Here is a 20,472-nt window from a genome sequence, read left to right as displayed (position 1 = left end):
TTTCCGACCTCGCCTGGCATAGTTAACGCATCGATTAACGCGATACGCTAACTCGCAGGAAAACGCATGGCAGCCTCCACGCTCTGGACGCGTGACCAATTATTGGTTGCGTTTACGTTGTACAGCCAATTACCGTTCGGCAAGCTCCACTCCCGCAATCCCGAGATTATCCACTACGCCAAGCTGATTGGCAGAACCCCTTCCGCGTTAGCGATGAAGCTGGTGAATATCGCCAGTCTGGACCCGGTAATCATCAACTCTGGGCGTACCGGATTAAGCCAGGCTTCCAAAGCCGACCGGGAACTCTGGCAGGAATTGGAGCAAGACCCGGAAGCTTTCGACCAGCAATGCCAGCAAGCGATCGCCGCGCTGACGGCACCGGATGAAACACTGCCGCAAGCGCAGGAAGAAGATGCGCCCGATTATTACGGCCACGAGCGCCTGACCGCCACCAAAGTACGCGTCGGCCAGCAACAGTTTCGCAAGCGGGTGTTGAATGCGTACAACGAACGCTGCTGTATTACCGGGCTGGAAGAACCGATCTTATTGATTGCCAGTCATATTCGCCCGTGGAAAGACATCGCCGAACATCGTCTGGACCCCAGCAATGGGCTCTGCCTGTCCGCACTGCACGACAAAGCCTTTGACCAAGGGTTGATCGGGTTTAACGATCATCTGGAGTTATTGATCTCGCCGCGTATCAAGGTATTGAAAAGCGATATTATTCAAAGCCAGTTCGAACAATATGAAGGCAAGCCGCTGCATCTCCCCAACGAAGAGAAACATGCGCCGAAGCTCGCACATATTCAGCACCATCGGGATAATATCTTTTTAAAGCATTAGCCTGCCTGATTGCCGATTAAATCTATTCATTGGCCTTAGCGCCGTAATTTATCAATGATGCACGCCGAGCGCCGGACGCGGGGAATAATGCCCGCCCCGGCCTCATTCCTCACGTTATTGATTCATTCGGGATTAAAGAGAAACCATGCCAATGCCTGTTTTTATCACCGGTTTTATGACCAGTGCCGGTTTGATCGTCGCGATCGGCGCGCAGAATTCGTTCGTGTTGCGTCAGGGGATGCGCCGGGAGCACGTGTTCTGGGTCAGTTCGGTGTGCTTTTTATGCGATATGGCGCTGATGACGCTCGGCGTGCTGGGTCTTGGCAAAATCATCAACGACAGCAAACCGGCGATCACCGCGCTGACGCTGGCCGGGGTGCTGTTTCTGCTGTGGTACGGTTATAACGCGCTGAAAAGCGCCTGGCGCGGCAACAATCAGCTGACGCTCACCACGCAGGGCGACGGCCTGCGCCGCCGGCGCACGGTGATCGGCGCCTGTCTGGCGGTCAGCCTGCTGAATCCGCATGTCTATCTGGACACGGTGGCAATCATCGGCGGCATTTCCTCCGGCATCGCCCCCGACCTGAAACTGTTTTATCTGGCCGGCTCCATCAGCGCGTCGTTGATCTGGTTCTACACCATCGGCTACACAGCCGCCGCCTGCTCGCGCTATTTCGCCAACCCGCTAACCTGGCGCATCATCGATAGCCTGATCGGCTGCTACATGATTTTTATGGCGTTTCAGCTGTGTCGTTTTCTGTATCAGCAATAACGCTATCCGACGCGGTCGCTCCGCCGCGCAGCCACTCGATTGCCAGCGCCGGCCAGGCTTGCAGGCGCGCCAGCGCATCGGCGTAGAGCGGCATGGCGTTGGCTGCGCCTTCCCGTTCAACGCACACCGCCGCGTAGGCGGAGGCGAACAGCGCCGCCTCGGCCAGCGCTTCCCCCGCCGCCAGCCGGGCCGCCAGCGCGCCGTTGAAGGCATCGCCCGCGCCGGTGGTGTCTTTCGGTTGCGCCGGGAATACCGGAATACGCGCCAGACTGTCGCCGGTGGACAGCAGCGCGCCCTGCGTGCCCAGCGTAATCAGCAATTTCGCCACGCCCTTGTCGTGTAGCACCTCGGCGGCGCGTTGGGCGCTGTCCCAGTCACTGACGGCGACGCCGGTGAGCTGAGCTACTTCGGTGCTGTTGGGGGTGAGCAGATCGACGTGACGCAGAAAAGCGTTGCTGACCTTCTGCCACGGCGCCGGGTTGACGATGACGTAGGTGCCCGCCTCGCGGGCGGTGTCCATCATGCGCTGAATGGCGCTCAGATTATTTTCCAGTTGCATCAAAAGGATGTCTGCCGCCGCCACCGTCGGCCGACAGCGGGCGACTTCGACGGCGGTGACGGTGAGATTGGCGCCGGGGTAGACCGAAATCATGTTCTCGGCGTCGTCGCCCGCCACATAAATCAGCGCGTTGCCGGTCGGTTTTTCCTTGCAGGTGAACAGGGTGATGGCGTCAAAACCGCTGTGTTCCAGATGGCGACGGGCGTAGGAGCCGAAATCATCCCGCCCGACCTTGCCGATATAGTGCACCCGCGCCCCGGCCCGCATCGCCGCCATCGCCTGATTGGCGCCCTTGCCGCCCGGCCCCATCATACTGTGCTGGGCAATCAACGACTCGCCGGGCGCCGGAAAGCGCTGCATGTGCGAGACGATATCCAGATTGAACGAGCCAAACACGCACACCTTACCTTTCATACCTGCTCTCCCCAAATATGTCATCGCCCCACATCACGTTATCTCCCGAAATAACGTTCCGCCGCCAGACAGGCGCCGCGGCATCCGGTGTGATCGGTGGCGGCGCTGACGACCAGTTTCAGCCCGCGCCGGGTCACCGGCGGGCGCAGATGGCGCACCAGCAGCGACTGAAGCTGTTCGAGCGGGAAGTCCGCCATCGCCAGCACCCCGCCGCCCAGAATCAGGTATTCCGGGTCCAGAATATTCATTTCCGCCGCGATGGTTTTCGCCAGCCGGTCGATGAACGCGCGCAGATCCGGGTGGTCACGCTGCGCTGAAAACAGCGCTGAAAGCGGCAGTTCCGGGCAGTGCGCCTGCGCCCACTGACTCAGCCAGTGACCGCTGGCGATAGTCTCTACGCAGCCTTCGTTGCCGCACGGGCAGGCCAGCGGATTGTCCGGCCACGGAATGTGCCCCAGTTCGCCGGAACCGCCGTGCCGGCCGTGGTAAAACTGGCCGTTGAGCCACAGGCTGTTGCCCATGCCGGTGCCGAGGTACACCCCCACCGCATGCTGCGGCAGGCGTTCCAGTTGCAGCAGATCCCACAGCATCAGGTGGTTGACGTCTTTGTCCATCGCCACCGGCACGCCCACCCGCTCCGCCAGTTGGCGCGCCACCGGTTGATCATCCAGCGCGGGGATAAACGGCAGCGACACCACCTGCTGGCGGTCGTGGCTGAGGATACCCGGCAGCCCCAGCATTACGCCGCCGATGGCGCATTCAGCCGCCGCCAGCGCCGGACGCAGCACCCCGGCCAGCGCGCCGAGCGCGTCCGGCTGACGCGCCCAGCTGGCGGTAGGCACTTTGTGAAACCCTGACCAGCGACGCTGCGCGTCCATCACCAGCAACCGGGTGCTGGTGCCGCCGATATCCACCCCCAACCAGCCGGTCATCACGCGGACTCGCTTAGCGCGCCCTTCGCCTGCGCGATGTGCCTTTGCATCAGGTCCCACGCCTGCTCCAGCCGATCGTGCAGGCCGAACAGACCGGAGGTGCCGACGATCAGCACCTCGGCGCCCGCCGCCAGCAGCGTGCCGTAAGTGCGCTGGTTGCAGGAGCCGTCCACCTCGATTAGATAGCGGTGGCCGTGCCGCGCTTTCAGATCGCGCAGTTCCGCGATCTTGTTCACCATTTCCGGAATAAACGGCTGGCCGGCGTAACCAGGATCCACCGTCATCACCGTGATCTTGTCCAGCAGGTGAATGTAGTGACGAATGAACGACACCGGCGTCGCCGGGTTGAGCACCACGCCGACCCGGCGATTCAGCGCGCGGATCTGGTTGATGACCCGGAACGCGTCGCGGTTGATGGTTTCGGCGTGCGGGCAGATGACGTCCGCCCCGGCCTTCGCCACCGCGTCGATAAAATCGGTCGGCGCTTCCACCATCAGATGCACGTCGATAGCCACGCGGGTAAACGGCCGAATCTGCTCGATGAAAAACGGCGACAGGGTGATGTTCTTGACGTAGTGCCCATCCATGATGTCCACGTGCAGAAAATCGGCCCGGGTGTCCAGCACCGCCAGTTGCTGCTTAATCTCCATGAGATTCATGCACATCAGCGAGGGGGAGAGTTGAGTACGCATCAGACGTCCTTTTTATCGTTTAACGGTGACTGGCGGGCCAGCCGCACGCTGCGGCGCACGGCCCGGTAATGGATGTACTGGTTTTTGAAGAACTTGAGCGACAGCACCACGATCAGCACCGCGCCCCACATCGCCAGGCTGAAGTGCTGGCTGATGTTCAGCAGGTTGAAACCGGTGGAGAGGATCTGTAGCGCCACCAGCGCCAGCACCACGCCGGTGACGCGGCCGAAACCGCCGTTGGGGTCAGCGCCGCCGAGAATGATCGCCAGCACCGTCAGCAGCAGGTAGGAATCGCCGTAGCCGATGCGCGCCGAGTTAAAGCGCGCCATCATCACCAGCCCGGCCAGCACGCACAGCAAGCTGGAGATGACGTACACCAGCACCAGCATGCGGTGGGTGTTGATGCCGCTGAACCAGGTGGCGTTGATGTTGCTGCCGCCCATATAGATGCACTTGCCGGCGCGGGTTTTGCCGAGGAACAGCGCCATCGCCGCGGCCGCCAGCAGAAACAGGTAGAGCGGCAGCGGCACGCCGAGCAGGGTGCCGGAACCGAGCGTGCGCACCACCTCCGGCATACCGCTCACCGCCGCGCCGCGCGTCAGCCAGATGCCGATGCCGTTGACCGTCATCATGGTGGCGAGCGTCACCAGAATCGGGTGCGCGCCCACTTTGGTCACCATCAACCCGGTGACGCCGCCGATCAGCACCGCAATCGCCACCGCCCCCAGCACGCCGATGCCGAGCCACAGCAGTTGCAGCGCGGTGCCTGCGCCGGACGGCAGATAATTCAGCAGCACCCAGGCGATAAACAGGCTGGTAAGGTTGGCGGTGGCGATGATGCACAGATTCAGGCCGCCGCTCAGGATGGCGACGAACATCGCCAGCGTGAACAGCCCCAGTTCCGGCAACTGGAACGCCATGCTCATGAAGGTCGAGCCGGTGAAAAAGCGCCCCGGCAGCGCCAGCGTAAAGGCGGCGACAGCGATGGCGATCAGCAGCAACAGACCGGGATGCGCGCCGCCCGCCAGACGGACAGCGGCGCGTAACCGGGTAACGGGGTTCATGGCGGAATACGCCTGTCGTTCAGGTAAAACTGACATCGGTTTCCTTCCGTTTCTTGTAGTGGGTAACGGTTATCGCCAGCATGATCACCGCGCCGATGACGATGTTCATGAAGTAGCTGGAGACGCCAATCAGGTTGAGGCCGTTTTTGAGGATGGCGATCAGAAATACGCCCATCAGCGTACCGGTGACGGTGCCTTTGCCGCCCATCAGGCTGGCGCCGCCCAGCACGGTGGCGGCCAGCACATCCAGTTCGCCGCCCACCAGCGCGTTCGGCACCACTTCGCCGACGCGGTAGACCTGCACCAGCCCGCCAACCGCCGCCATCACGCCGAGATAGCCGTAAGCCAGCAGGTGGATCAGCCCGACGCGAATGCCGATGCGCCGCGCCGACTCCTGATCGCCGCCGGTGGCGTACAGCTGGCGGCCAAGGTGGGTTTTGTTGAGCAGGATCCAGGTGAACAGCGCGATCGCCAGCATCAGCGTCAGCGGCAGGCCAAGCTGATAACTCTGACCATTGACGCTAAACGGCAGCACGCTACGCAATGTCACCCACCACTCCGGCAGGCTATACAGGCTGTGGCCGTTGGTGAGCCACATCAGCAGCCCGAACAGCAGCGACTGCATACTGATAGTGATGATGATCGACACGATGCGCAGCGAATAGATCAGCACCGCGTTGATCATGCCGAACAGCGCGCCGCACAGCACCGCCAGCCCGATGCCGAGCAGCGGATTGTCGATGCCGGCGCGTACGAACAGCGAGGCGATCAGGTACTGCGTCACCGAGGCCACCGCCGCGAACGAAATGTCGATGCCGCCGGTCACCAGCACCACGAACAGCCCCAGCGCGAAAATACCGGTGACGGCGTAGGTATCCGCCAGGTCGAGCAGATTCTGCAACGTCAGGAACTGGTCGCTGGCGAGCGAGAAAAACACCACGAAACACAACAGCACCCAGGCCAGCCAGCCCTGACTCGACTGCGGTTTCAACCAGGATACGTCAGGCATTGATCACCTCCGCCAGTTGCTGCTGCGCGATGTCGTGCGGCCGGTATTCGGCGTGGATAGTGCCGTCCTGAAAATGCAGTACCCGGTCGCAGTTGTAGTAGACCTCCGGCACTTCATCGGAAATCAGGATGATGGCCAGCCCCTCGCGGGCCAGTTGGTGGATCAACTGATAGATGCTGGCCTTGGCGCCCACGTCCACCCCGACGGTAGGCGAGTCGAGGATCAGGATCCGCGGTTGGGTCAGTACCCATTTCGCCAGCACGATCTTCTGTTGGTTGCCGCCGGACAGCGTGGAGATCGCCTGATCCGGATCCGCCACCCGCACGCCCAGTTGCTGGATCCAACGCAGGATCAGCGTGTTCTTGCGGTATTCGTCAATCAGGTGGAAGCGGTTGCGCAGTTGATCGAGGATGGTCAGCACCATGTTGTCCGCCACCGACTGCTGTTGGATCAGCCCCAGCGTTAGTCGGTCTTCCGATACATAGCCGATACCGGATTTGATGGCGTCTTCATGGTTGCGAAAGCGTACCGGTTTGCTGTCGAGCCAGATTTTGCCGCCGTCGGGTTGGGTCATACCGAACAGCGACAGCGCCAGTTCGGTGCGCCCGGAGCCAAGCAGGCCGCACAGCCCCAGCACTTCGCCCTGATGCAGCCGGAAACTGACATCGTGGTACTGCCCGGCGCGGCTCAGCCGTTCCACCTCCAGCAACACGCGATCCGGATCGCCGGTGGGCGTTTTCAGTTGGTAGTCGAGCTTCAGGCCGGTCATCAGTTCGGTCAGCCGGGCGCCGTCCATCTCGCTGGCAGGCCAGGTGCCGACCTTGCGACCATCGCGGATCACCGTCACCCGATCGGATATCTCCAGCACCTCGTCCAGCCGGTGGCTGACGAACACCACGCAGATGTTTTTGTCCTTCAGGTAACGCACGGTGCGCAGCAGTTGATTAACTTCGGTGCGGGTGAGCGAGGCGGTCGGCTCGTCCATGATCACCAGCCGCGCGTCCGCTACCAACGCCCGGCAGATCGCCACCTGCTGACGCTGCGCAATGGACAGCGCCGCTACCTTTGCATCCAGTTGCAAGTCAAACTGCAACTCGCTGATGATGCGCTGCGCGGTGTCCCGTACCCGGCGGGCGCTATACCAGCCGAACAGCCCGTTCAGGTTGTGCTCGAAGGCGATATTCTCCGCCACGCTCAGGTTAGGAAACAGCGACAGATCCTGATAGATCACCTGAACGCCAAAATCGCGCGCCTGCCGGGCGGTGAGACGGGCGATCGTGTCGCCCTCCCCCAGCCGGATACGGCTGCCGCTGTCTGGGGCATGCACCCCGGCGATCACCTTGATCAAGGTACTTTTGCCACAGCCGTTGGTGCCGGCCAGACAGTGCACTTCTCCCGCCATCAGCGACAGCGAGATATCGCTCAGCGCCCGGTTGCCGCCAAAGGTCTTCGACAGGTTATCCAGCGCAATCAGCGTCTGTGGTTCGGCCGTGTTCATCGCTTACAGCCCCATTTTGACCAGTTTCGGCAGGTTGGTTTTATCCAGGCTCTCGGTGGTGTTGCCGAGGATGGTGTGGGTCTGGCTATCCACCTTCACCTTGCCCAGGCCGTCGATGGTCATGCCGTCGGTGATGGCTTCCTTCTTCTGGATCATGTCCGCCAGCCGCACGAATACCTCGCCCGCCGTCATCGGGTTCCAGATATAGCCGCCCTTGATGGCGCCGCGGTTGACCAGCGACTGGCCCTGACCGGGGCTGAACGAACCGATAACGCAGATCTGGTCAATCTTGTTGCGCGCCATCACCGCCCGCCCGGCGCCGATCGGCCCCTGTGAACCAAAGGCGATGATGCCTTTCAGGTCGGGGTATTTGGACATCAGTTCGTTGGTGGTGCGGATGGAGTCATCCAGCGATTCGCCGACGCCGAACTTGTCCGCCACCAGTTGCATCTTCGGGTAATGGGCTTTCTGCCACGCCACGGCGGAATCAACCCAGGCGTTGTGCAGCGGCACCGTCAGGCTGCCGACGTAAGCGGCGTATTTGCCCTCGCCTTTCATGCAGTCCGCCAGCGCTTTCATGTGGTTCTCGCCGTGGGTTTTGGCGTCCACCAGTTCAAAATCCCAATCGGCGTATTGCTGCCCCGGCGACTCATGCACCAGCACCTTGATGCCCGCTTCCTGCGCGCGTTTCAGCACCGGTTCCAGCACCTTCGGGTCGTTCGGCACCACGCCGATGATATCCACCTTCTGGGCGATCAGATCTTCGATGGCGCGCACCTGAAGCGCCGGGTCCGCCGAGGTCGGCCCCACCTGCCAGGCATCGATGCCGCGTTTGGCCGCTTCGCTCTTGATGCCGGCTTCCATGGCGTTGAACCACGGAATGCCGCCGATTTTCACCACCACCCCCATGCGCAGCTTATCGGCGGCGTGGGCAGAAGCGGCGAACAGCGCCAGCAGGGTACAGGCGAGTAAGGTTCTTTTCATTATGCTTCTCCGATCGAGTTATTAATTAACTGCATGGCGGACGGCCGTTGCGAGCAATCGATAATATTGACGCCATTCCATGCCAGTTCCTGTTGAAGCGCTTTATCTTTCAAACTGTCGGTAATCAGAAAATCCACATCGCGGTAATGACAAATACGGGCGAATGACGGATGAGAAAATTTACTGGCGTCCATTAATAAATATTTTCTTTCCGACGCCAGCAGCATTTGTTGTTTTAAATGGGCGCTATTTTCATTTCCCTCGCGTAAATAACCGTCATTGCCCAGACTGCTACAGGAAAAGAAAATCTTATTAATTAAAAACTCCTTTAACGGCTGTTCCGCCACCACGCCGCTAAAATCTTCATAGCGATCGGAATATTCCCCGCCCAGACAAATGGTGCGAATATTGCCTTTCGGCGCCAGCGTTTGCACCGTACGCAATGAATTGGTTAATACCGTTAATTCAATATCTGGTAATTGCCGCGCCAGAAACCAACAGGTGGTGCTGCTGTCCAGTAAAATACAATCGCCGGGGCTGATAAAATCCAGCGCACGTTTAGCCATTTGCATTTTCTGCGACACATTTTCATTCATGCGCTGACGAAATGTGGCTTCCTGTTCACTGTGGCCGCTTGTTATATTCGGAATATTTCCCTGGCTGCGCTGCGCGATAACCGCGCCGCCGTGACTGCGTAATAACACGCCTTTCTTTTCCAGCAGCGATAAATCCCGCCGGATGGTTTCCTGCGACACCTGGCATAACCTCACCAGCTCTGAAACCAATACACGACCATGCACGGTTAATTGCTCGACAATGCGCTGTTGACGCTCAATCGGCAACATGGCGACCTCCTGTGGGAATAAAGGTAATGGATAGCGGGAACACAAAATGTGCCCTGGGCAAAAGACCGGGGGCAGGAAAATGACGGGGCTGCATTCAGTGATCCTGGTGGAAAATAAAAATGAAATTTGCATCACCGGCAGATTAAAAGGTGATGAATATCACAAAAAAGTGCCGTTTTAACGGCCATCATCGCGCCTTAACATAAGCACGCTAATAAATGTAGCAATAAATTAACCTGCCCGAATGTGACCGTTTCTGTGGATTTGACCGGTTTGAGAGAACAACGAGGAAGAACAACATCAGAAGACGGAGCGGCGCACCACACACCACCCCGATAAAAGACATGAAGAATGCAACGATACTACGCGCCGCGATATGCCGTATTGGCGCCCATACCGCTAACATACACATTATGCGCCAGCCCGGTTTCCTTCATCGCTTCCCAGAAATTAACGTCTTTCACCAGCGCTGACAGGCTTTGCCACTGCAACGCGCTCCCCGCAACGCCTTTGCGCTGATACAGACCGAACCAGCCGGAAAAACCGTACGATTCCGCCACCGGCGCCAGCACCACCACCGTCGAGGACGGATGACCGTGCGCCTGCCGCATCCGCTCAAGCCAGCCTAACAGTTGCGACGGTGACAGCGGTTGACCGTCATGTCCATGCAATACCCCTGCGTAGAGGCAGGCCGGCTGGGGTTTTAGCTCCAGAAAATCGCTCGCCGACATGTCTTTACCGGTCAGATGATTGTCGCTCCAACCCTGCGGCGAGATGCAGATATCCCCTTGCTCAACGGCGCCAAACAAATCCAGCCCCAGCAGCAGGTAATGTTTGTCTGGCAATACGTGGTCTTCCTGCGCGATCACCGGCAGCGCCAGATCGGCGCCGGGCACCCACTCCGGCGTAAACTCTTCTTTCACGGAGAAGATCTTCTCAATCTGGTGGATGTTTTGCCGGGCGTTGAAATCACACCGGTAGAGAATATCGAAAAAGGTTTCACCCTCAATGTCGCGGGTAATCACCGACGGCGGCACCGGCATCGCCAGCCCCAGCGCACTCAACAATTCGGGCAGATAATTAAGCGATGCCGCTTCCGCATCGGTGTTGGTATCACGCACCCAGGATTTCCGGCGATGTTGTTCTTTCAAATGGTAGCCTTTCATGGTGTTTCTCCCGACAGATGAATGTCTTCACACCATAATTCAGCACGGGAAAATCCCTCTGGTGGTAAATGGGGAAAAATGGGGGAGGAATGGGGATTTCGGTAGGCATAGCCACACTGCAATAGCAGGAAATGGAGGGTAAATAACTCGGCTATCACAGCAAACAAGACATAAATTATTGCACACATAAAAAAATACCAGTACGCTTCAGCCTCTCTGTCGGTACACACATCTATCAGTACACACAATAGTTACCATAACGACATAGCCAGTATTCCTCATGATGAAATCCATACGTGAATTGACGATAAAAGATGTTATCCATCTCGTTTTTTCCATACGCACGCTGTGCCTGTTGGCTGCCAATATTTCCGCTCTATCTCTCGGATATTATTTATTATGGTCCTCCAATATTGCCGACCATACTATTCTGGTATCAGGATTACCGAAACAAGGCATAGCATTAACGGTTGCGGCAATAACAGGCATCAGTATTACATTTGCAGTCAGTATCTTTAACCCAGCCAAAAGGATGTTCGAGAAAATCAAACAATGGATCTTCTATTTTATGCTCAGCGCGGCTTTTGGATATGCATCGGCTATTAATGTGTTTGAAGTTCACGTCTATCTCTACCCGGAAAAGGTTATTGATTACATCACCGATTATAAGGTTTCTTTCCCCGGCCCTACGAATGGCAAGCACCGCTGCGAAGCTGGCATCTGGATAAAAGAACAACACACCGGGCGCTGGCTGGAACTATGTTCATCCAAAGAACAGCTCAAACTCGGTGAAAAACGCAGGCAAGGAATGAATGGTATGTATGTCGTTGCACAAGTGAATCGCTATGGCAGCTATATACAGCATTACGAATTTGCATTTAAGTAAGGAAGATTATCTATCACTTGTAATAAAAGATTGATAATTTTATACGCAAATGTAATGCCAATGTAAAAACGTAGCATTGTTAGATTGCTAGATTTTTATTATTAAGTGATTTTAACATTTCATTAAAAATGTTAAAAAGCAGATTTGTAAGTATCCCGCTAAACCGAACCATTCACTTTTAGAGATCTTCCGACATACTGATTATGTCCCGTTGAGGAGATCGCTATGCGCAAAGCCCGATTTACCGAGCACCAGATCATCGCCGTTTTGAAGTCCGTTGAAGCCGGACGTACCGTCAAAGACGTCTGCCGCGAAGCGGGAATATCCGAGGCTTCGTACTACATCTATGGACTACCTCCGTTTTGCAAGCACTGATTCTGGTTTTGGGTTGTTGCTTACATCTATCCGGCATCAGGAAAACCTGTGCCCAAATGGGTAATCCGCACACGATCGCCTCAACAACTGGACGGCCTCTGAGGCCAGTATAAAAATCAGGTTCCGATTGTGCAGGTGCAACCTGTCACCATTTCTCAGTACACTGCAACTTTTCTGGCTGGGAATTAACTTCCGGCTGCCTGATATTCTGTATCATTTCTCAGCATCGACCAGATTATTCTCGCGTTCTTGTTAGCTACCGCCACGGTCGTTTTATTAAACCCTCGCCGTTCCCTCAACTGATTAACCCACTGATGCAGACAGCTATCATTCTTATTCGTGGCAACCCTGACGACAGCGCGGGCACCATGAATAAAAAGAGTCCGCAGATGCTTGTCGCCTTTTTTCGTCATATTCATGAGAACTTGCCTGTCACCACTTGAGTGTTGCCGGGGAACCAGACCAAGCCACGCGGCGAAGTGACGACCATTTTTAAATTCAGTTCCTTTGCCAATAGCGGCAACAACAGCCGTTGCCGTTTTAGGACCAATACCTTTAACTTTGGCAATGCGCTGGCAGGCTTCAGATTGCCTGAACACAGCCTCTATTTCTTTATCAAAAAAGTTTATGCGACGACCAAGATCGTTAAAGAGATCATAGAGTTCTGCAATCGTCCTGCGCATTCTGGTACTGAGACCATTTTCTGCATCTTCAAGGATCAGCGGAACTGCATGACGAACTCTTGAGACCGCTGCACCGATTGTTATTCCCCGGTCAAGCAGCAGTCCTCTGATTTGACAGACGGTTGCAGTACGATGATTGACAATACGTTGTCTTGCACGGTGCAGAGCCTGAATATCCTGCTGTTCGGGACTTTTAGGCGGAACAAACTGCATCGTGGGTTGCATAAGGGCCACAGCTATCGCCTGTGCATCATTACCGTCATTTTTTTGCCCGCGAACAAAAGGTTTTACATACTGTGGGCTGATGACTTTTACTTTATGTCCCAGTTTTTCAAACTCGCGTTGCCAGTAAAATGCCCCTGTTGACGCTTCGATACCAATCAGACAGGCAGGAATATTTGCCACCGTCTGGAGTAATTCTTTTCGGCCGGTACGTTTTGTATAAACCGGTTTGCCAGCCTGGTTTAATCCGCAAAGCTGGAAAACATTTTTAGCCAGATCAATACCCAGAAATACGATATTCATGGTGACTCTCCTGTTGAGCATATTTCGTACAGTTAACCGCAGGGGGAGGAGGTAGTCCATCCCATTAACTGGAAAGCGAAGTTTGGCGGAATGGAAGCCTCTGATATCAAAAAGATGAAAGATCTGGAGGACGAAAACCGGCGACTGAAACAGATGTTTGCCGATCTCAGTCTGGAGTGCCGGGCACTCAAAGATGTTATTGAAAAAAAGCTTTAAAACCAGCGATAAAGCGTGAGCTCGTCAGTTATCTGACCGCGCAGTTTACGATGAGCATCCGCCAGGCATGCAGGACGTTATCGTTGAGCAGGACGGTCTATTTTTATCAGCCTGACACCCGGCGTGATGAGCCGGTCATTCAGGCACTGACCGACATGGCGGAACGCTATCCGCGATACGGCTTCAAGAAGTTGTTCCAGAAGCTACGCAGGCAGGGGCATGCATGGAATCACAAACGCGTTCATCGTATTTATTGCTTACTGAAACTGAATTTTCGTCGTAAAGGAAAGCAACGTTTGCCCGTGCGTGATCCAGCACCATTGGCGACGCCGGAACACCTGAATCAGAGCTGGTCAGTGGATTTTATGCATGATGCGCTGGTCTGCGGCAGACGCTTTCGGACCTTCAATGTAGTGGATGATTTTAACCGCGAGGCTCTCGCAATAGAAATCGATCTGAATATCCCGGCGCAGCGGGTGGTCAGAGTACTGGACAGGATCGTGGCAAACCGTGGTTATCCGCTGAAACTGCGGATGGACAATGGCCCGGAGCTAATCTCGCTGACTTTGGCGCAGTGGGCTGAAGAGCATGGCGTGATGCTGGAATTTATTCAACCGGGAAAACCAACGCAGAATGCCTTTATCGAACGTTTTAACCGAACGTACCGGACAGAAATACTGGATTTTTACCTGTTCAGAACACTGAATGAAGCGAGGGAAATCACAGAGCGCTGGCTGACGGAATACAACAGCGAGCGGCCTCATGAATCCCTGAATAACCTGACGCCGGAAGAATACCGGCTGATGGCCGAGGAACCGGAAATCTCAAAAAGTGTGTGGAACTAAAACGGGTGCGCTTACATCATGATTCCATCACTTGTACAGATAATCCCATTTTCTTTATTCCTTTCTCAAGTTACGTTCCAAAAACAAACCAGTGAATTTCTTCAGCTTCTATTCATTCTAATGCTTTTCATTGCCTTTTCAACAATTTCATTTCTTCCTGGCATACAGTTTATATCCAATATTAAAAGCAACATTGTCAAAAGAACCATATTAACATTTACACTCTCAATCATTAGCTTGATCACATTAACCTCTTTAATCCCAACGATACCAATTATGCTCACTAATGCAACCATGCATTTAGCTGGGATTGCTGACTGGCGGGAACACCAATTTTCAATAAAGGAAAATACTTACCCACATAGTATGTTTTCTGGAAAACAGTGGAACACACGTTATTACGTGGACATTACAGATCGCTTTTTTATTACTGGAGTTACCGTTTTTTATTTTGGTAGCATTAAATTAATTTGCCCAACATCAATTAATGAATCAAGAATTGAAAATATGAAATTTAGTCCAAATAACCCTGAAGAAAATCATAAAAAAAGTGAGGCCTTCAAAAATGCCGCAACGCCGTGTTTCCCTATCGATAAAAAGGACATCGTACAATGGGATAGTCCATTAAGTGATCCAATTTATTACGAAAAGATCCGACTAACTACGCCACGCTTTCCGTCAGATATTTTTAATTACCTGAAAAAAAGTAGAAACTGAAATTATGCAGAGTCACACCACACGGCCTCCCCATATATCACGCTCTGTCAGCAACGAGATTGCGATCCATTTTGCGAGGCGCATTCCAAAACGCATCGCAACACCACTGTAAATTCATCCAGCCTCTTTCACCCGGTTGGCCGCTGGCATAGAGTGTCTGTGCTGCGGCAACATCCGCAGCCGGGCGTGGAACCCCGAATATCTAGAACTGGAAAACGCTTTGTTTTTTCAGGGGCTGCGTGCACACTCATTATCCGTGGCTCAGGCAGGGCAACCGTAAGGTTGGCCGGTCGCTAGATCCGGTGTTCCAACCCTGTCTGGGTCACACCTTTAGTTTGGAACCTGAAGGCGTGATGACATAACTATCTAGCAATGGAAGACTTAACCATGACAGACACCCACGCCACACCCACTGACAGCAGCATCAACATTTTCCGCGACCTGATCGCCAGCCTGCCGTTCCATCAGCTTGATGAGATTCAACTGTGTGACCTTGGCGCTATCGCCGCTGAATCCGTTGCCGGGCTGTGCCACGGGCTTAACGAACTCGGCGACCGGTTGCAAAACGGCGCCGACATCGAACCCGAACAGCGCTACCAGTTGGGCGCCAGCCTGAATGCCGCCGCGCACCTAATCCCGGCGCTGCTGGAAATCTGCGAACAGGCGGAACGCCACACACGAGTGGTGCCACATGCGGGTGAATTAATACCGCTCTACGTTATTTAAGTTCACCAGCATGGCCTGACAGCCGTTGACGGCATACGGCGATAGATGCCGGAGTCTGGATGAGTTGAGCGATGTCGCATTCATTGAACACAGTGAGTAATAAAACCAGCAGTGGCGGTTGCAGTATGACGAATGATATAGCGGCTATCTGGTCCAAAAACCGCGTCTTATATTCCCGTCCTGACGGACGGGACTTTACACCGCACTGGATAACATTATTAGAAATCACATTTCTACTGCGGGAGCATTTTTAAAAAATCCAAGTGTGCTAGCCTTAACAGCGTAATGACCTTTCAACTCGTACCGAGGCTTTGATGCTGGAGAATGTAATCATCAGATAATCAGCTTTCCGACCTTCTCAGGCCGGACTGGTTATCGCTGCGCTTAAACTTTACGCAAACACCTGCGGGTGTTGGCTCGTTTTAGCACATGATGATTAACAGGTTTCCAGTATGAATTTATCCCGTCAGGAACAACGTACCTTACACGTTCTCGCTAAAGGCGGTTGTATTGCGCACGTGCGCGATGCTTCTGGGCACATCACTTCCGTTGAATGTTATAGCCGTGAAGGACTGCGACTCAGCGACTGCACGCTGGCCGTCTTCAAAAAACTTAAAACCAAAAAACTGATCAAATCCGTCAATGGTCAGCCGTACCGCATCAACACCACCGGGCTGAGCACCGTTCGCGCCCAACCGGACAACCGTTAAGGTACAGATGATGAATATGCCTATTAATACCCCGTTTACCGATAGCTATGACAAAGCTTTTTTGCTGGACACGATGATGGGGCCGAATGCCATGCGCATTACGGAAGAAATGGCCAATATGCTCCCCATTTCGCCGGGCATGCGTATCCTTGACCTTGGTTGCGGGAAAGGAATTTCGTCCATCCTGCTGGCGGAAAAGTACGACGTGACGGTGTTTGCCGCCGATTCATGGATCCCCCCGACCGAAAACGCACAGCGGTTCACCAGTCTGGGGGTTGATTCTAAAATTTTTCCCCTGCGGGTAGACGTAACGAAGGAGATCCCCTTTGTTGATGAATACTTTGACATGATCATCAGCGTGGACGCCTGGCAGTACTTTGGCAGCAACGACGGCATGCTGGCGAAACTGCTGCCTTTTGTGAAAAAAGGCGGGCTGATAGCGGTTGCCGTCCCCGGTTTTATACAGGACTACTCAGAAGGCAACTTGCCAGAGGTGGTCAAACCTTTCTGGACACCAGACTGGTATTTTTATTCCTGTCACTGGTGGAAAGCGTTATGGGAAAAAGAATCCGGCATAGAAATTACCATGCTGCGCGAAATGGATTCATGCCGGCAGGCGTGGGATGACTTTATGGAATGCACGCTTGCTCAGGAAATGATGGTTCCCATCATGGAGGCCGGGGCCGGAGAATATTTCAACGTTATTCAAATCGTGGGGCGGAAAAAATAAGATTAAAAGTTTATTTAATAGTCAAATATGAACATTAATAGACGATAACGGGCACAAAAAAAGCCACCCAAAGGTGGCTTGATTTTTGAATTTTGGTGCGAAGGCCGGACACGCAAAATGATGTAATTAATTGAATAATAATATTTAATACTCAACAATCTAATTTAGGTGCCCCCTTTTATGCCCCCACTTCATTTTTAGCCCATGTTTTCAATGACCCTGACCCCGAATCTGATCCACCCATAATCAGAAATTCTCGACTTCAGGATGGCTGCATATTCTGGCAACCGACAGATTTTTGAGCAAATTCGGATGGCGTCATCCAACCCAGCGCAGAATGGGGACGTCTCTGATTATAGTGTATGCGCCAGGCTTCGATTTTGCACCGTGCATCCTCCAGAGACATGAACCCGTTCTCGTTCAGGCATTCCTGCCGCAACCTGCCGTTGAAGGATTCCACCGTGGCATTGTCCGTCGGTGTTCCCGGCCGGGAAAAATCAATGCGGATACCCCGTTCGTAAACCCATTTATCCAGCATTTTTCCTGCAAATTCAGAGCCATTGTCGGTTTTCAGCCACTGAGGCAACGGGCGATGACTGGCGATGACTGGCGATATGGTTCAGCATCTCAGCGACCTCTGTTGAACGAAGGTTCTGTCCCACACAGATCCCAAGACACTCGCGCGTGTAGAGATCGATAACGGTCAGCAGGCGTAATCGACGTCCGTCAAACAAGGCATCAGAGACAAAATCCATACCCCACACAGGGTTCGGATATAACCCCTGAGGTTGCGGCTGACGCCGCTGGGCAGATTTGTTGCGGTGTGGCCGCTTGAGACGTAACGATAGCCCCTGCTGGCTGTAAAGACGGTAGATCCGCTTGTGATTATCACGCCAGCCTTCGCGCCTGAGCATCACATGTACCCGTCGGTAGCCGTAATGCACCCGGGTTTCGGTGATCTCACGAATGCGCAGGCGCAGCGCACTGTCATCAGCGGCAACAGAACGGTATCGAAACGAACTACGACTGATCCGCAATGCCAAACAGACCTGTCTCTCACTGGCACCGTAGCGCGCTTGTAAATCCCTGACCCATTCGCGCAGACGTGCCAGCGTCAGCTCTTTTTTGCGAGGACATCCTGCAACATCGCTTTATCGAGGCTCAGATCGGCAACCAGCTTCTTCAACCGCAGGTTTTCTTCTTCAAGCTGTCGCATATGCTTGAGTTCTGACGGTGAAATCCCACCGTATTTTTTACGCCACGTATAAAAAGTGGCATCGGAAATCCCCAGCTTGCGGCAGACTTCCGGCACCGGCGTACCCAATTCAGCCTGCTTCAGGGCAAACACAATCTGTTCTTCGGTGAATCGCGACTTTTTCATCGGCACAACCTCCGTTCAGGGCGTCATTATCATGCCGGAATTCTGTTTCTGAATGGAGCAGGATTTTGGGTCAGGGTCATCAATGAGCTATATCACGTCATTTTCTCAATAAGATTAATTCTTATCCGTTCCGGTTCGATTCCGGGCAACAGATCCTAACCCAACCCCGCGATGACGAAAATGTTGTTCATAAATGGCGTATGGCTATTTTCTGTACCGTTCACTATACTGGATGTATAGCTATTCGCTACACAGAGAGGTCACGATGCGAACAGAGACAAAAGAAATGCCGATTAATATTCGTGCTAAAGCATCACAGCGGGAGCTGATTGATGTCGCTGCTAAATTGCTGTCGAAATCAAGAACAGAGTTTATCCTTGATGCTGCCTGCCGTGAGGCTGAGGATGTGTTGTTGGATCAACGGCTGTTTCTGGTCAATGATGAACAATATGATGCTTTCATTCAGGTGTTGGAATCACCTGTCACAGATAATCCGCGTGTGAATGCATTACTGAACAGGAAATCTCCGTGGGAATAACGGCACCTGAATTATTGCTGCCTCAACATGCGGTTGTGGATTTTCATTGTTCAGAGCCGTCATTGAATGAATGGCTGAAACGCAAGGCGTTAAAAAATCAGACACTGGGCGCTTCACGCACCTTCGTGGTGTGTGAAGCCGGTACACAGCGTGTGGTGGGGTTCTATGCCCTCGCGTCGGGTAGCATCCAGCGTCAGGTTGCGCCGGGCGCATTCCGGCGCAATATGCCTGACCCCATTCCTGTTCTGGTACTTGGCCGATTAGCCGTTGATGAACGTTATCAACGCATGGGGATCGGTGCCGGGCTCCTGAAAGATGCGGTACTCCGCTCCCGCAATGTAGCGCAGCAGGTAGGCAACAAAGCGTTATTGGTACATGCGTTATCTGATGAGGCAAAAGCGTTCTACCAATACTGGGGTTTTGTCGCGTCAGAAATACAGGAACACACCTTATTATTATCGTTATGGTAATAAATTTTTATCAAAATAAAGAGGGTTTATGAAGCATTTAATTAAGTTCTCTCTGATTTTAAGTACCTCATTAATGGCTATTCCCGCTTTTTCAGCTCCTTTCTCGAATGTTGAAATCTGTAAAGCGGCCATATCAATGGAGTTCGCAAAAGAACCCAAAATAATGAAAACAAAAGTGAATGGGGATCTCGTTAATTTGCAATATCACAGGCCAAGTGATAATAGCCTGTGGAAATATCAGTGCAAGATGATAGAAGGGTCACGGGTGCTATGGCGAAGCGCTGGAAGTGATTCAGAACCTAACTACATAGGCCGTTGGCGAGATAACCCGAATGATGCCTTAATCACTTATACGGAAGAGAATCGCGTGCTAAAAATGACAAATAGCCAGGCTGGCGAGCAAACATTTAAGCATGCTGATTTAAAATAAATGGCGTCATTTCCCATCAGTATTAGTCGAAGGTCAATTAATTAACGTTATTAGTCGCGACCAGATCTTATGGTCAGCCAATCATGATAGCGTCTGGCACCGCGCCCGCCCCCTTTTTTGGGAGGGGGCGGGCGCTCCGTGGCACTATGAAGATGGATTTTCCTTCGTGTCGTAAAACGACAGGATCATTTCTGCCAAATCATCTTCTACCGTATAAAAATAACAGGCCGGAACATGCAGTACAGCAGCCCGTCGGCACGCCAGCTCAAAATCCGGCGTGTGAATGCCGCGCTCATACTGATTCATGCAAGCGCTGGCCTTCGCTTCGTCTATCCCGGCAAGAATGCCTAAGCGCTGTGCTCACGAGACAAACCGGCTTTCATACCACTAAGTAACTCTTAGTAAATGCGGAAGAATTAGTACGTATGGTTACCTGACATCTTAATAAATAAGGAAGAAGGT

Annotated in this window: 20 protein-coding genes and 4 pseudogenes; 12 read left to right on the top strand and 12 right to left on the bottom strand. The window is 53.8% G+C overall.

Annotation, left to right across the window (positions count from 1 at the left end; all coding sequences use genetic code 11):
* The first annotated feature begins 66 nt into the window (after nt 1-66).
* Together CVE23_RS02315 and CVE23_RS02310 are read left to right on the top strand one after the other, a co-directional pair.
* The gene (locus CVE23_RS02315; RefSeq protein WP_049854653.1) at nt 67-843 is read left to right on the top strand and encodes an HNH endonuclease; all 777 of its coding nucleotides are present in this window, start codon (nt 67-69) and stop codon (nt 841-843) included.
* 145 nt (nt 844-988) lie between these two features.
* Nucleotides 989-1,615 (top strand): LysE/ArgO family amino acid transporter, encoded by a 627-nt coding sequence (locus CVE23_RS02310; protein WP_100848788.1) that lies wholly within the window; start codon nt 989-991, stop codon nt 1,613-1,615.
* On the opposite strand, the gene CVE23_RS02305 is transcribed toward CVE23_RS02310, so the two are convergent.
* From CVE23_RS02305 to CVE23_RS02265, 9 genes are all read right to left on the bottom strand, one after another.
* Nucleotides 1,575-2,588 (bottom strand): ribokinase, encoded by a 1,014-nt coding sequence (locus CVE23_RS02305; protein ID WP_100848787.1) that lies wholly within the window; start codon nt 2,586-2,588, stop codon nt 1,575-1,577. The genes CVE23_RS02310 and CVE23_RS02305 overlap by 41 nt on opposite strands.
* 38 nt (nt 2,589-2,626) lie before the next feature.
* Nucleotides 2,627-3,523 carry an allose kinase gene (gene alsK / locus CVE23_RS02300; protein WP_100848786.1) on the bottom strand — a complete coding sequence of 299 codons (897 nt, stop codon included), beginning with the start codon at nt 3,521-3,523 and terminating at the stop codon, nt 2,627-2,629.
* On the bottom strand, nt 3,520-4,212 hold the full coding sequence (gene alsE, locus CVE23_RS02295) for a D-allulose 6-phosphate 3-epimerase (RefSeq protein ID WP_100848785.1): 693 nt from the start codon (nt 4,210-4,212) through the stop codon (nt 3,520-3,522). The genes alsK and alsE overlap by 4 nt, the downstream gene beginning before the upstream one ends.
* Complete coding sequence (locus CVE23_RS02290; RefSeq protein ID WP_100848784.1) at nt 4,212-5,276, bottom strand: ABC transporter permease; 1,065 nt, start codon at nt 5,274-5,276, stop codon at nt 4,212-4,214. Before CVE23_RS02290 ends, alsE begins: the two co-directional genes overlap by 1 nt.
* Before the next feature lie 19 nt (nt 5,277-5,295).
* The gene (locus CVE23_RS02285; protein WP_038662887.1) at nt 5,296-6,285 is read right to left on the bottom strand and encodes an ABC transporter permease; all 990 of its coding nucleotides are present in this window, start codon (nt 6,283-6,285) and stop codon (nt 5,296-5,298) included.
* Complete coding sequence (locus CVE23_RS02280; RefSeq protein ID WP_100848783.1) at nt 6,278-7,783, bottom strand: sugar ABC transporter ATP-binding protein; 1,506 nt, start codon at nt 7,781-7,783, stop codon at nt 6,278-6,280. The genes CVE23_RS02285 and CVE23_RS02280 overlap by 8 nt, the downstream gene beginning before the upstream one ends.
* A gap of 3 nt (nt 7,784-7,786) precedes the next feature.
* On the bottom strand, nt 7,787-8,767 hold the full coding sequence (locus CVE23_RS02275) for a substrate-binding domain-containing protein (protein ID WP_042858441.1): 981 nt from the start codon (nt 8,765-8,767) through the stop codon (nt 7,787-7,789).
* Nucleotides 8,767-9,612 carry a DeoR/GlpR family DNA-binding transcription regulator gene (locus CVE23_RS02270; RefSeq protein ID WP_100848782.1) on the bottom strand — a complete coding sequence of 282 codons (846 nt, stop codon included), beginning with the start codon at nt 9,610-9,612 and terminating at the stop codon, nt 8,767-8,769. The genes CVE23_RS02275 and CVE23_RS02270 overlap by 1 nt, the downstream gene beginning before the upstream one ends.
* 362 nt (nt 9,613-9,974) lie before the next feature.
* Complete coding sequence (locus CVE23_RS02265; protein WP_100848781.1) at nt 9,975-10,778, bottom strand: hypothetical protein; 804 nt, start codon at nt 10,776-10,778, stop codon at nt 9,975-9,977.
* Nucleotides 10,779-11,058: 280 nt separating this feature from the next.
* Between CVE23_RS02265 and CVE23_RS22600 the strand changes: the two genes are divergently transcribed.
* Together CVE23_RS22600 and CVE23_RS02255 are read left to right on the top strand one after the other, a co-directional pair.
* Nucleotides 11,059-11,664, top strand: a complete 606-nt coding sequence (locus CVE23_RS22600; protein ID WP_145958394.1) for a hypothetical protein — start codon at nt 11,059-11,061, stop codon at nt 11,662-11,664.
* A 225-nt stretch (nt 11,665-11,889) separates the two neighbouring features.
* Nucleotides 11,890-12,006 (top strand): annotated as a pseudogene (locus CVE23_RS02255) (transposase); the annotation flags it as partial.
* A gap of 218 nt (nt 12,007-12,224) precedes the next feature.
* On the opposite strand, the gene CVE23_RS02250 reads toward CVE23_RS02255, so the two are convergent.
* Nucleotides 12,225-13,247, bottom strand: a complete 1,023-nt coding sequence (locus CVE23_RS02250; RefSeq protein ID WP_100848778.1) for an IS110 family RNA-guided transposase — start codon at nt 13,245-13,247, stop codon at nt 12,225-12,227.
* 66 nt (nt 13,248-13,313) lie between these two features.
* On the opposite strand from CVE23_RS02250, the pseudogene CVE23_RS02245 reads away from it, so the two are divergent.
* The 5 genes and pseudogenes from CVE23_RS02245 to CVE23_RS02225 all read left to right on the top strand — a co-directional run.
* Nucleotides 13,314-14,308: pseudogene (locus CVE23_RS02245) on the top strand (IS3 family transposase); the annotation flags it as partial.
* An 18-nt stretch (nt 14,309-14,326) separates the two neighbouring features.
* Complete coding sequence (locus CVE23_RS22595) at nt 14,327-15,025, top strand: hypothetical protein (RefSeq protein WP_145958393.1); 699 nt, start codon at nt 14,327-14,329, stop codon at nt 15,023-15,025.
* Nucleotides 15,026-15,412: 387 nt separating this feature from the next.
* Nucleotides 15,413-15,751, top strand: a complete 339-nt coding sequence (locus CVE23_RS02235) for a hypothetical protein (protein WP_100848776.1) — start codon at nt 15,413-15,415, stop codon at nt 15,749-15,751.
* A gap of 452 nt (nt 15,752-16,203) precedes the next feature.
* A complete protein-coding gene (locus CVE23_RS02230; RefSeq protein ID WP_049855262.1) occupies nt 16,204-16,461 on the top strand; it encodes a YjhX family toxin in 258 nt (85 codons plus the stop codon).
* 7 nt (nt 16,462-16,468) lie between these two features.
* Complete coding sequence (locus CVE23_RS02225; RefSeq protein ID WP_100848775.1) at nt 16,469-17,191, top strand: SAM-dependent methyltransferase; 723 nt, start codon at nt 16,469-16,471, stop codon at nt 17,189-17,191.
* 262 nt (nt 17,192-17,453) lie between these two features.
* Here CVE23_RS02225 and CVE23_RS02220 read toward each other — a convergent pair.
* A pseudogene (locus CVE23_RS02220) lies at nt 17,454-18,572 on the bottom strand (IS3 family transposase).
* A 265-nt stretch (nt 18,573-18,837) separates the two neighbouring features.
* Here CVE23_RS02220 and CVE23_RS02215 point away from each other — a divergent pair.
* The 3 genes from CVE23_RS02215 to CVE23_RS02205 are packed head-to-tail and all read left to right on the top strand — an operon-like array spanning nt 18,838 to nt 20,010.
* On the top strand, nt 18,838-19,110 hold the full coding sequence (locus CVE23_RS02215) for a type II toxin-antitoxin system TacA family antitoxin (RefSeq protein WP_019843650.1): 273 nt from the start codon (nt 18,838-18,840) through the stop codon (nt 19,108-19,110).
* Nucleotides 19,101-19,580 (top strand): GNAT family N-acetyltransferase, encoded by a 480-nt coding sequence (locus tag CVE23_RS02210; RefSeq protein ID WP_015855199.1) that lies wholly within the window; start codon nt 19,101-19,103, stop codon nt 19,578-19,580. Before CVE23_RS02215 ends, CVE23_RS02210 begins: the two co-directional genes overlap by 10 nt.
* A gap of 28 nt (nt 19,581-19,608) precedes the next feature.
* The gene (locus CVE23_RS02205; RefSeq protein WP_100848774.1) at nt 19,609-20,010 is read left to right on the top strand and encodes a hypothetical protein; all 402 of its coding nucleotides are present in this window, start codon (nt 19,609-19,611) and stop codon (nt 20,008-20,010) included.
* Nucleotides 20,011-20,154: 144 nt separating this feature from the next.
* Here CVE23_RS02205 and CVE23_RS02200 read toward each other — a convergent pair.
* Nucleotides 20,155-20,367, bottom strand: a pseudogene (locus CVE23_RS02200) (transcriptional regulator); the annotation flags it as partial.
* Nucleotides 20,368-20,472: the final 105 nt, after the last annotated feature.

Origin of the sequence: Dickeya fangzhongdai, assembly GCF_002812485.1 — a bacterium.
Lineage (GTDB): Bacteria > Pseudomonadota > Gammaproteobacteria > Enterobacterales > Enterobacteriaceae > Dickeya > Dickeya fangzhongdai.
The sequence above is the reverse complement of the archived record's forward strand: the minus strand, read 5'-3'. Positions and strand labels throughout refer to the sequence as shown.

Excerpts from the sequence above, each read along its gene's own strand:
- CVE23_RS02315 (WP_049854653.1), top strand. The coding sequence starts at position 67 with ATGGCAGCCTCCACGCTCTGGACGCGTGACCAATTATTGGTTGCGTTT.
- CVE23_RS02310 (WP_100848788.1), top strand. The coding sequence starts at position 989 with ATGCCAATGCCTGTTTTTATCACCGGTTTTATGACCAGTGCCGGTTTG.
- CVE23_RS02305 (WP_100848787.1), bottom strand. The coding sequence starts at position 2,588 with ATGAAAGGTAAGGTGTGCGTGTTTGGCTCGTTCAATCTGGATATCGTC.
- alsE (WP_100848785.1), bottom strand. The coding sequence starts at position 4,212 with ATGCGTACTCAACTCTCCCCCTCGCTGATGTGCATGAATCTCATGGAG.
- CVE23_RS02290 (WP_100848784.1), bottom strand. The coding sequence starts at position 5,276 with ATGAACCCCGTTACCCGGTTACGCGCCGCTGTCCGTCTGGCGGGCGGC.
- CVE23_RS02285 (WP_038662887.1), bottom strand. The coding sequence starts at position 6,285 with ATGCCTGACGTATCCTGGTTGAAACCGCAGTCGAGTCAGGGCTGGCTG.
- CVE23_RS02280 (WP_100848783.1), bottom strand. The coding sequence starts at position 7,783 with ATGAACACGGCCGAACCACAGACGCTGATTGCGCTGGATAACCTGTCG.
- CVE23_RS02275 (WP_042858441.1), bottom strand. The coding sequence starts at position 8,767 with ATGAAAAGAACCTTACTCGCCTGTACCCTGCTGGCGCTGTTCGCCGCT.
- CVE23_RS02270 (WP_100848782.1), bottom strand. The coding sequence starts at position 9,612 with ATGTTGCCGATTGAGCGTCAACAGCGCATTGTCGAGCAATTAACCGTG.
- CVE23_RS02265 (WP_100848781.1), bottom strand. The coding sequence starts at position 10,778 with ATGAAAGGCTACCATTTGAAAGAACAACATCGCCGGAAATCCTGGGTG.
- CVE23_RS22600 (WP_145958394.1), top strand. The coding sequence starts at position 11,059 with ATGATGAAATCCATACGTGAATTGACGATAAAAGATGTTATCCATCTC.
- CVE23_RS02250 (WP_100848778.1), bottom strand. The coding sequence starts at position 13,247 with ATGAATATCGTATTTCTGGGTATTGATCTGGCTAAAAATGTTTTCCAG.
- CVE23_RS22595 (WP_145958393.1), top strand. The coding sequence starts at position 14,327 with ATGATTCCATCACTTGTACAGATAATCCCATTTTCTTTATTCCTTTCT.
- CVE23_RS02235 (WP_100848776.1), top strand. The coding sequence starts at position 15,413 with ATGACAGACACCCACGCCACACCCACTGACAGCAGCATCAACATTTTC.
- CVE23_RS02230 (WP_049855262.1), top strand. The coding sequence starts at position 16,204 with ATGAATTTATCCCGTCAGGAACAACGTACCTTACACGTTCTCGCTAAA.
- CVE23_RS02225 (WP_100848775.1), top strand. The coding sequence starts at position 16,469 with ATGATGAATATGCCTATTAATACCCCGTTTACCGATAGCTATGACAAA.
- CVE23_RS02215 (WP_019843650.1), top strand. The coding sequence starts at position 18,838 with ATGCGAACAGAGACAAAAGAAATGCCGATTAATATTCGTGCTAAAGCA.
- CVE23_RS02205 (WP_100848774.1), top strand. The coding sequence starts at position 19,609 with ATGAAGCATTTAATTAAGTTCTCTCTGATTTTAAGTACCTCATTAATG.